Raw genomic sequence first — 11,547 nt, 5'->3', positions numbered from 1 at the left:
GGAATTTGGAACGGCGAAGTTCTTCCCACGCGGACGGAGCCCGCGTGTACAGGTCGTCACGTAGGAAGGTTGCCGTTTCGTCGCCATGGGAGTTCTTCGTGCTTGTTCTTGAGCACGGAGAGGTAGCGAGCGAGTTTGCGGCGAGTCTCGTGAGGCTCGATCACGGCGTCCAGATAACCGCGGGAGGCGGCGATGTCAGGATTGAGGAATTTTTCCTCATACGCCGCTTTGAGTTCTTCGGTTTTGGCCAATGGATCCTCAGCCGCATCGATTTCGCGACGGTTCAAGACTTCCACCGCACCAGCTGCACCCATGACCGCAATCTCGGCCGATGGCCAGGCGAGGTTAATGTCGCCGCCCACATGTTTAGAGCTCATCACGATATAGGCGCCACCATAGGCTTTCCTCAAGATGACGGAGAGCTTCGGCACTGTGGCTTCACAGTAGGCGTAAAGGAGCTTGGCACCATGGTCGATGACGCCCTTATGCTCCTGATCACGGCCTGGCAAGAAGCCCGGCACGTCCACGAGACTCACGATAGGCACGTTGAATGCGTTGCAAGTTCGGATGAAACGAGCAGCTTTGCGGCTCGCATCGATATCGAGAACTCCCGCGAGCACTAGCGGTTGGTTGGCGATGATGCCGACCACATCGCCGTTAATCCGCGCGAATCCGACCACCACGTTTTGCGCCCAGTGAGTGTGGACCTCGAAGAAAGACTCTTGGTCTACGACCAAGTCGATGACCTTTCGGACGTCGTAGGGCTTTCTAGGGTCACTCGGGACCACGGTGTGGAATTCGGGCGCCATGCTGTCCAAAGATTGATTACACGGCTTATGAGGGGCCTTCTCGCGGTTGTTTGATGGCAGGTAGCCCAAGAGTTTGCGAATCTTCGCAATGGCCACACGGTCGTCTTCGAAGAGGAAGTGCGAAACGCCTGTTCCCTCTGCATGTGTACGACCTCCGCCGAGTTCTTCCACCGTGATATCCTCAAAGGTCACGGTTTTGATGACCTTTGGTCCGGTCAAGAACATGTAGCTTGAGCCGTCGACCATGCCCACGAAATCGGTGAGGGCAGGGGAGTAAACGGCACCACCTGCACACGGGCCGGCGATGAGACTAATCTGAGGGATCACGCCGCTTGAGGCCACGTTTCGCCTAAAGATCTCTCCATATCCGCCAAGAGCGTCCACGCCCTCTTGGATACGAGCACCGCCCGAATCGTTGATAGCAATGAACGGGGCCCCCGCTTTGAGCGCCATGTCCTGAAGGCGTGCAATCTTTCGGGCATGGGCTTCACCGAGGCTTCCACCGAGCACGGTCTTGTCTTGCGAAAACGCGTAGACAGGGCGTCCGTCAACGGTTCCGCACGCCGTAATCACGCCATCGCCCGGAAGGCGTTTCTTATCTAGCCCGAAGTCGACGCTTCGATGCAGAACTTCGGCGCCGATTTCTTCCATGGACCCTTCGTCAAAAAGGAGTTCAAGTCGGCGTCTCGCAATGGAAATTCCACGGGCTCTCTCACGTACGAGTTCCCGAACTTCGGACTCTTCAGGCAAACCTTCGCCCTCGAGTTTGGTCAAATCAATAGACATATTCCTTCCCTTTTATTCGAAGAGGACGAGCTCATCGCCAACAAATACAGTGCGGCCGGCCTCTGTCGGGATCTCTCTTACGATCCCATCTTGAGCGGCTACCAGCGTGTTTTCCATTTTCATGGCTTCAACCACAACGAGCGCTTGCCCCGCTTTGACAGCCATTCCGGTCTCTACGAGCACTTCCACAACGATGCCCGTGATGGGGCTTGTGAGAGCAACGTGTGGAAGCTTGTCTGGCTGTTTGAGGCCAAGGTCATCGAGGATGATATCGGCGCCGGGTGTGACTTCGATCGCCGCCGTCAACTCGCCCATAGACATCAGGGTTCGCCCGTTGCGATGCAGTCCAACTACGTGTTCTTCGCCATCGACTACGACGATGAAGTCGCCGTTATCGTCGCGTCCGCGCAGCTGCAGCGCAACCGTTTTGCCGTTATGAAGGCGGGCATGCCATGTGCCACGACGTGCCTCGATCAAGTCGATGGCAAACTCTTTCTGTTGGTCAACTTTGACGAGGTACATCAGGACCTCCTTTCGGACGAGTGGTCTTGGGACTGAGTTCCTGTGAGGAGTCCCTTGTGGAAGAGCAGGGCGGCCACGGCAGCAAGTATCTCCGTGTCTACTTCACTCTCTTTTTTTGTTTCTTTAGAAGATGCTTGAACGGTGTTTTCGCGTTCTGGGGCGTCTTCGAGGCGTGCCTTAGCAAATACGTAACGATCGACCACTTCAAATCCTACTTCAAATTGAGCAGCTCCCACGTGAGGGAATTGAGCCGCTGTCTCTCTATGTAAGGTAACGCGTGCAGAGTATCCATTGCCACTTGGTTTGAACTCCGAGAGTTGGATATCCATCACGTTCAGGTGTAACCCTACACCTAATGCTTTACTCACTGCTTCCTTGCATGTCCACAGTGCGGCTAGACGTACTTGACTATCAAGCTCTGGCATCTCCTGCAATTCTTGCGCACTGAAATAGGTTTGTGCGAACGAATCTTCACGTGGCTCAATGGTCTCAAGGTCAATACCTATGCGGACCTTAGGCTCGGGCGTGATGGCGGCGTAGGCCACTCCACCCGAGTGTGTGATAGTTAAGTCGGGCAAAGGAAGGTCGAGTCTTCCGAGGCTGCCGCGAAGCGCCACGACAGGCGCCTTATGCACATCCTTGTCGATCACAATATCGCCCGGATTGGCCTCAATTCCGTAAAAGTCCTGAAGGTAAGTGGCCACTAGGCGTTTCGAGGCAACCCTCGCGCTAAGCCATTCCGACTTGCGCCTATCCGAGAGGAAGCGGTCAAAAGCTTCACGCTCCTGAGCGGTGAGAAAGTCGTCGTGTGCGATACCGTGATCATCAAGCCACGCCTGTGCCTCAGGCAAGGTCGCGCGTAGGATCGTCATGGTTGAAGGCTTGAGTTCTTCGAAACACTCGTCATCGCGCAAGGATTGATGCGCCACGAGCTCAACGCCATCAAGTTGAAGCAGGAGTTTGCCGAACTCGTCTCTGACCTCGGCATCAAAGATGATGCTGTGTTCCGTGGTTTCGCGATGTACGGCACGGATTCGGACAGCGCTCGACGGCGCGGCCGATCCGGCGTGGTAATTCTCGCGAATCGCTAAAGGCAAGTAGCTCTTCTTTGTGTGAATCATGCCCCAGATGCCGATGGTTTGAAACGCCATCTCTCTTAGCATGGGCTCCGACTCAAACGCGGTGTTTGTGGCGCCTTCGAGCCATGTCTCGGCTGGCACGCGGCCCTGCGCGATCACGACGTTGGGTCCGACATAGGCCGCAGAGTCGAGCACTCGGAACACCCCGGTGTGAAAGTAGCGCTCGTAGATCTCTCTATGGTCAGGTCCTTCCATGAGATCTTCGGAACTACACACAAACGATGGGCGTGCTGCCGAGTGCTCGAGAAATTCTGCGGTGAAGTGAACCTCGTTGAGTTCGCGACCGGTGACGGTTTTACGCGAGGACTCAACGCGGCACACGATCTTTCCTGGTGCTCGTTCAGCCACGGCTTTCACGGCAACAGGCTCGTCCCTTAGGAGTTTGATGGCTTTGTCGAAGCGGACATTCTGCGCCCCTTCAGGTGCGCGCCCTATAAGGAGCTTCGCCGCCTCGAACATCATTTCATAGCCCATCACGCCCGGCAGAATCGAGCTTCCTTGGTAGGTGTGGTCGCGCATGAAACGGTCGTCGATGGAGAACGTTCGGCTGACCACAACTTTCTGGCTCGTCCGTTCATCAACTCTCGCGGCCAGCGGCAGTTCATTTCGCTCGAAAGTCACGACTGCGGAGGCGGGCGCCATGTCGCCGAGCGCCCCTGCAACCAGGAACTCGCCGCTCAATCCGGCACTCAGAATATCGGCCACCATTGGGGCTCCGACTTCGGGAGCGAGCATTTGAACGCCCCGAGCGAGGAGAATGTCCTTCATGGAGCCTTCGGTGGCCATCCCGACGTCGTCCCAGGCTGTCCAATCAAAGGAGAGGGCGGCGGTAGACGAGGTGGACTGGATATGTGCTGTCAGCTTGTTGAGAACTTCGTTGGCTGCCGAGTAGTCGGCTTGACCGACATTCCCGAATCGGCCGGCAACGCTCGAAAAGACGACGAATGCTGATGGATTCTGGTGCTCGACGGCGCGCCATAGCGCGATGGCACCAAGCGCCTTGCCTCGGAAAACTCGGGCAAAATCATCAGTGGTCTTTTCGATTAGATAGCGTGATTCCTCAATACCAGCGCCGTGGATTACAAGGTCAATCGGCTGAGAGATCTGGCGAACCATCTTCGCGATGGCGGCCCCGTTTGCCATGTCGCATGCCACGTATTCAGCAGATGAGCCGAGGGCCCTGATCTCCATAAGTGTCGTGGCGATCTCTTGTTGGGCGAGGTGCCTCGAGACTTCTTTTTTGACTTCGAGAGGCGTCACTCGAACGCCCTTGGCCTCGAGCTTCGCCCGTGCGCCTGCTTTGACTTCATCGGCGCTGATCTTGAGAACATGCTCGCCGAGGAACTCCGAGCGGCCGACCAGCACAAAATGATTTCCGCGAACGCGCTTGGCGATGTCGAGCACGATTTTGGCTGTGATTCCTCGAGCGCCGCCCGTTGCGATGATCGCCGCACCTTCTTTGGGCATGCGTGATCGTGGCGTGCCGTGCGAGGCGTCTTCGACGGAGATGGTTGTTGGTACCCAGTGAACGCCACCGAGAATTCCGAGCTCGACGTGATCGCCGAGAAGGGCCGCTAATACTTGCTCCCCGAGGGTTGGATAAAATCCTTCGCGAGCCACGTCGACGAGTCGCACAGTGGTTTTCTCCCACTCACGTGCGAGTGATTTGGTCAGGCCGGCAACCGCTCCGCTCGTGACCAATGGTCCATGAGCGCGGGCGAACCCGAGACGGCCACCCATTCCGGTTACACTCAGAAAGAACCCGCCTTCGTGGTGCCCGAGTTTGGCCCACGTGCGCGCCGCTACAAAGCTGCTGATCGCTGCGCGCCAGGTTTCATCGGCATCGAGTTCTTCGCGGCCGAACCCGATAAGGTTTACGAGACCGTCAAAACGCTGTTGTGAGAATTCACGCTCCACCGCTGCCTCGTCGGTAAAGTCGAGGTTCAGGCCCGCATCATCAAGTGGTGAGCGGGTATGCTGGATGAGCGTGGGTCGGGCTCCGAGGGTCTCAAGGGCACGGACCATCATATCGCTGAGGATCATCGGGCCAGCGATCACACCTACGTGTTTGCCACTGAGCAACGTCCGCAGAGCCTCGTGGTCTACACCTGGGGCTGTGTTTGCGGCTGCGATGACAAGACGCGGTGAGATTTTGGCTTGCGCCGGTGCTGGCTCAGGCGCTGAAACCATAGGTGCTGGCGCCGGAGTGTGCGCCGGAGTTTGTGGTTCAAGAGGTGCCGGCGATTTTGGTGCCGGATCCGCGTCACGGACGCGAAGTGTCTTCTGAGAAACCTCCAGGACGGGGTTCTCGAAGCCAGTGACCTCTTCCAACCAAGCCCTTTGTTGCGCAGGGCTGAAGACGCGGTTTTCATCGCGTGCTCGGAAGCGCAAGAATGCAAGCGCGAGCTGCGAGCCAAACCCCGCGGCGAGTCTAAGAGCGTAGTCGAGTTGGTATTTTCCGCCTTGACTCAATCGAAGGTTTCCGAGGTTCGGGTCGGGCTCTTTGAAGTTTGCGATATGTGGCAATTCTTCGCGCTGTAGCGCCTTGACCGCCAAGACATCCTCGATTCCAGCGCCCATTGCATGGCCAGTGAAGCCTTTGGTGTTGGCGATCACGACCTGGTCGGCAGCGTCTCCGAACGTCTGGCGCAGCGAGGAAATCTCAGCGTCGGCGCTGCCGCCGCGAGCCGGCGTATAGGTCTCGTGAGAGACGAAAACCGTCTTGGCTGCGATCTCCTTGCGATCAACGCGATACCGACTCTCGATGTGCTGCATCATCGCGTTTACTTCGGTCGCGATATGGTCCACGTCGAGTCGCGTCGGATGCAGCGCGCTGTTGACGAATCGGGTTCCCAAGACGTCGGCCAAAGGCTCGATTCCGCGCGCCTCTGGGAGGCCTGAAGCCTCGACAACGAGTGCAACACAGCCCATGCCAATGATCATTCCGTCACGACGCCGATCAAAGGGCAGCGCTGCGTCTTCAACATTCTCTTTCGTGCTCGCCGCACCGGTGGCGAGGAAACCTGCACCGATCCACTCGAAGAGTGTATCGCCTGAGGCATTGTCTGCACCCATGATCACCACGCGCTTGCAGCGTCCGAGGCGAATCCAGTCTTCGGCCATGGCGATGGCTGTGGTGGTGCTTGCGCACGCATTGTTGATTTTGGTGTTCGGCCCGCGGGCACCTATGAACTCCGCAAAACGCGAATTGGCGATGCCGAGAACTCGGAGCAGGTACCGGTGATTGAACTGGTAACCTGGCTGGTGAGACGCCTGAACCTCATCGATCAGGGCGTCCTGGCCGGCGAATGCAGAGGCGAAGATCACGCCGGTTTCGGCGGCAACTTCGTCAGGAAGCGTCCAGCCCACGGTAACCTTCTTGCCATTCGTCGTGGTTCGGTAGCGTGGAACGAGTGGAAGTCCAGCGTCTTTGAGCGCGGCGAGTCCGGCGGCCATCGCCATTTGGGAGGTGTCGTCCAGCGACTCGACGAGGCGCTCGGGCAATCCCCACTCCTCGATCTCAAATTTTGCGGGCTTTCCAGCAAGCCTAATTACAGTATCTGGATCGGTGACTTCTTCCATCTCGCCGCCGCCGCCATCGTGCTTTACGAGGCGCACGATGCGTTTAGAGACGATGCGCTCACGTACGTCGCGGTCTACGCTTTGAATGAAGTTCTGACCTTTGAGAAGGTCATCGATTGAGTTGTCGGCAAACATCTCATTTTGGCCCGGAAGGCCAAGAGCGACGCCGGAGATCACGACATCAGATTGCACTTCGTGTTGGTGCAGTGCACGCGGGCTTTGTCCGCGCGAGTCGAGTGCCACCGGTGTGGATTCGACCTCAACAACCTGTGTCTTGGCAATCTGAGGTGACTCGGTGACCTGCGATTCCTGTACGGAGCCCTCGTGTACAACTTGGGTCTTCTCAAGCACGTAGTCAGCCAGGTGATTCAGGCTTGGGTATTCAGCGAGCCTGAATGAGTCGTCACGCTCAAAACCATAGTGTTCACGGGCTGCCGCCATGATCTCAGCTTGTTTGACGGTATCGATTCCGAGATCGGCTTCGAGTTCGAAGTCAGCCTCGATTTCATCGGCATCGTATCCGGTCTTATCACACAGGATTTGAACGAGCTTTTCGACAATGTCTTCACGAGAGTGTGATTGTACACGCGGGCTCTGTCCGCGTGAGTCGAGCGCTGGTGCATTGGATACCAACTCAATATGCTGAGGCTCACTAGATGTAGGGAGTTCATCATTTTGCGACTCCTGTCCCACGCGGACGGAGTCCGCGTGTACGCTTCGAGTCTTCTCAAGCACGTAGTCAGCCAGGTGATTCAAGCTTGGGTATTCAGCGAGTCTAAATGAGTCGTCACGCTCAAAGCCATAGTGTTCGCGGGCTGCCGCCATGATCTCGGCTTGTTTGACGGTATCGATTCCGAGGTCCGCCTCGAGTTCGAAGTCTGGCTCAATCTCGTCGGCATCGTATCCGGTCTTCTCACAAAGAATCTGGACGAGTTTTTCGACAATGTCTTCACGTGAGTCGAGCGCCGCTACTTTGGGTTCGACTTCAACAACCTGTGTCTTTGTAATCTGAGGAGTTTCATCGACATGGTTTACGCCCTGGGTCTTCTCCAGCACGTAGTCTGCCAAGTGGTTCACGCTAGGGTATTCAGCGAGTCTGAACGAGTCGTCACGGTCAAAGCCATAGTGTTCACGGGCTGCTGCCATGATCTCAGCTTGTTTGACGGTATCGATTCCGAGGTCTGCCTCAAGCTCAAAGTCAGGCTCGATTTCGTCGGCATCGTATCCGGTCTTCTCGCAAAGAATCTGGACGAGTTTTTGAACGATGTCCTCACGTGAGTGTGATTGTGCACTCGGGCTTTGGCGTAAGTCGAGTGCCGCTACTCTGGGTTCGATTTCAACAATCTGTGTCTTTGTAACTTGAGGGGTTTCATTGACATGCGATTCCTGTCCCACGCGGACGGAGCCCGCGTGTACGGCGATCTGCGCAATCGCATCCATGATCGAGCCAATGTCGCCACGCTTTGGGTGATTCGTGAAAATCGAGCAATGCGCTCGTTCAGCTAGAATGCTCGTCACGAACGTCGCCTGTGCACGTTTGGGCCCAACCTCCACGAAGGTCCTCGCGCCCATCTCGTACATATTCTCAATCATCTCAATATACTCAACCGGAGCGGCGACCTGTTCGGAAAGAAGGTCGCGAATCTGGCCAGGTTCGGTCGGGTAAGCACCGCCCGTTACGTTGGTCAGAATCGGAAGAGCAGGCGAGTTGATGGCAATCCCCTCGAGATGCTTTCTCAGCGGCACGCTCGCCGCTGCCACCACCTTCGAGTGGAACGCGTGGCTCACAGGAAGCTCCATCACTTCGAGCCCGAGGTCGCGGAACTTCTGAATGGCTATGCGCGTCGGTTCGGTGAGGCCTGCAATAATGGTCTGGCCTGGGCAATTCTTGTTCGCACATACCACATAACCATCCACACTCTTGAGCACCGCTTGGACCTCGTCCACGCTGGCTGGAACGCTAGCCATAATGCCGCAATCACCGTTCATAGGTGTGGCGCGCGCCATTTCGGTTCCTCGCGCTGCAACGGTTTTGAGCGCACTCTCAAACGACATCACACCAGCCGCTACACACGCACCGTATTCGCCCAGACTGTGTCCGGCTACGATATCGGGCTGAATACCCATGCTCTTGAGGACTTCCAAAATCGCGACGTTGAGCGTCAGAACCGCCGGCTGAGTCACCTCGGTTTGGCTGAGGTCGCGGAACGCCTGAGCGGCGTCGATCTTAGAGAGGTCTGGGTTGATGATATCGCTGAGTTTGCGCCCAAGGATTGGCATCATGATGCGGTCGGCCTCGTCGAAAACCCGCTGAGCAACTGGAAAACGCTCGCAAAGCGCTTGCCCCATCATCAGGTATTGTGAGCCCTGACCGGGGAAGAGCATGGCGAGTTTGCCGTCGGCAACTGACTCCTGGAGGAAGATTCCCTGGTTCGAAAGAACTCTCCAGCCCTTGTTTGATGCGACTGCCTTAGAGGCCTTGGCTACGCGCTCGTCGAGCTCCTCGGGCGAGGCAAACGCGATCGCGAGTTTAAAAGGCTCGGGGGTAAGGCTCAAAGGTTGGTTCAGGTCCAAGGCGTGGCCTTGGAGCGCCCTGGCGCGATTGGCGCGAAGGTCGGCTTCAAAAGTCTGAAACTTGCTCTGCAACTCTTCGAAAGTGTTCGCGCTGAAGGTCAACACACCAGCGTCAAAGGCTTGATTCATCACAACATCATCCATTTTAGTTTCATTCGTTGAGAAATGGGCTCCAGGCACAAACGTGCTGCCGCCGAGCGCCTCGGGTGCATACTCTTCCAACACCACGTGGAAATTCGTTCCGCCGAATCCAAAGGCACTTACGCCTGCGCGCCGAAGGGCACCGTCGCGTACTTCCCAATCTTGGGCGCTAGTTTGGACGCGAAGTTTGGAGCCGTTGAGCTCCAGCTTTGGGTTTACTTCTGACACATTGATCGATGGCGGAAGGAGTCGGTTCTTGAGGGCGAGCGCCGTCTTGATGAGACCTGCGGCTCCTGCAGCGGACTTCAAGTGACCGATTTGTGATTTCACGCTTCCGAGCGCCACATAATCACTGACCCATTCGCCACTTCCAGCATCGAGCGCATTTCGAATGGCTTGTACTTCTGAAGGGTCGCCGACTGGCGTGCTCGTTCCGTGAGCCTCAATTAGAGACACTGTTCGAGGGTCGAGTCCGGCGTCAGCCCAGGCGCGCTCGATGGCAAGAGATTGGCCGCGCGGGTTTGGCGCGGTGATTCCCTTGCCTTTGCCGTCGCTCGAGCCGCCAACGCCCCGAATGGTGGCGTAAATCTTGTCGCCGTCACGGACAGCGTCTTCAAGGCGTTTGAGCACCATGATTCCAGCGCCTTCGCCCATCACGAACCCGTTGGCCTGGGTATCAAATGGCCGCGAGCCATCGGGTGAAAGGGCGCCGATCTTGGAGAATTTCACAAAGGATGTAGGACCCATGGTGCGGTCTGCACCACCCGTGATCGCCACATCGAAATTGCGTGCGCGCAAGCCCTTGACGGCGTTTTCCACGGCAGCGAGCGCCGATGCACACGCGGCGTCGACCACGAAGTTCGGCCCTTGAAGGTCAAACGCCTGAGCCACGCGTCCCGCAATCACATTGGCGAGCTCGCCCGGCATCGCATCTTCGTTAACCTGAGGCATCTTGGCTTCGAATTCTGCGCGCATTTCGGCAAGAAGTCCGGGGCTTGCGCCATTGAGCTTGCGCCGGAACATGTCCTCGATCTCGGCGTAGTGAATGCGCAAATTCGTGCGGTCACGAAGGTCTCCGCCGAGAGAGTTCCCCAGAATTACAGCGCAGCGCTCGCGAGCGAATTCCTTGTCCAAGTAGCCGGCATCATCCAGTGCCTCGCGAACAGCGCTCAAGCAGATGAGCTGGGTGGAGTCGGTCTTTTCAACCACGGAAGGTGGCATGCGGTAGAGTTTGCGGTCGAATTCAAAGCCGCGAATCCAACCGCCGATCTTTGAATAGGTCTTGTCGGGGGCGTTCGCGTCTTCATCCCAGTAAATTTCGGGGTCCCAGCGGTCTTTTGGGACCTCAGAAATAGAGGAGACGCCTGTGACAATATTGTTCCAAAAGGTCGCAGCGTTGAGCGCTCCAGGCATAATGGCGCCAATACCGATGATGGCGATGGCGTCGTTGGGCAGGTCGCCTGAAGCTGGTTTGGCGTCTGAGTCGCGCGAACCCGTATGCGACGTGTTCGAATACTCGCCTTCAAACTGGGCCAACGAGACCTCGCCATCTCGGATATCGGCGAATGGGTGCACGATGGGCTTGAGCCCACGCTGGCGCGCGAAATTCAAGGACTGATGGTCTTTGCACCAGACCGCATATTTGCGACCAGTGCGCGCGAATATCTCGGCGTCTTGGAAGTCGAGGAGCGGCACTTCGGTTGAAGTGGCTCGCATTGCTTGCTCAAGAGATAAGAGATTTGAAGGTTGGATTTTCATGAATTAGGCCGCATTTAAAGTAAAAAGTTAAGTTAAAATAATTCTCGCGATTTTACGGGCTAGAAATCCGCGCCAGATTCTTCGTAAACCGCCCGGAATGTGGAGATACGGCTTGTGATTTCCGGGTAGTGAATTGTCCTACACTCGTGCTCTTCCTTGAAATTACTTGTCTTCACGATAATCCTCGGAATTAGGTGAGTGACCACTTAACAGTGTGCGTGTTGTAACGAATGTGA

The 11,547-nt window shown here is 56.6% G+C and carries 3 protein-coding genes; all 3 read right to left on the bottom strand.

The genetic code is table 11. The features are described 5' to 3' along the window. Positions 1-56: 56 nt before the first annotated feature. From FRD01_RS04270 to FRD01_RS04260, 3 genes are read right to left on the bottom strand one after another with little or no spacing between them, the layout of a single operon-like run. Entirely contained in the window at positions 57-1,595 is a 1,539-nt protein-coding gene (locus FRD01_RS04270) for an acyl-CoA carboxylase subunit beta (protein WP_146957940.1), read from the bottom strand. A 12-nt stretch (positions 1,596-1,607) separates the two neighbouring features. Beyond that, a complete protein-coding gene (locus FRD01_RS04265; protein WP_146957938.1) occupies positions 1,608-2,117 on the bottom strand; it encodes an acyl-CoA carboxylase biotin carboxyl carrier protein subunit in 510 nt (169 codons plus the stop codon). After that, positions 2,117-11,269, bottom strand: coding sequence for a type I polyketide synthase (locus FRD01_RS04260; protein WP_249755996.1), 9,153 nt, complete (start codon positions 11,267-11,269; stop codon positions 2,117-2,119). Before FRD01_RS04260 ends, FRD01_RS04265 begins: the two co-directional genes overlap by 1 nt. Between the last annotated feature and the right edge of the window lie 278 nt (positions 11,270-11,547).

This window comes from Microvenator marinus (assembly GCF_007993755.1).
GTDB classification, from domain to species: domain Bacteria; phylum Myxococcota_A; class Bradymonadia; order Bradymonadales; family Bradymonadaceae; genus Allomicrovenator; species Allomicrovenator marinus.
This window is presented reverse-complemented; position numbering and strand designations above follow the sequence as displayed.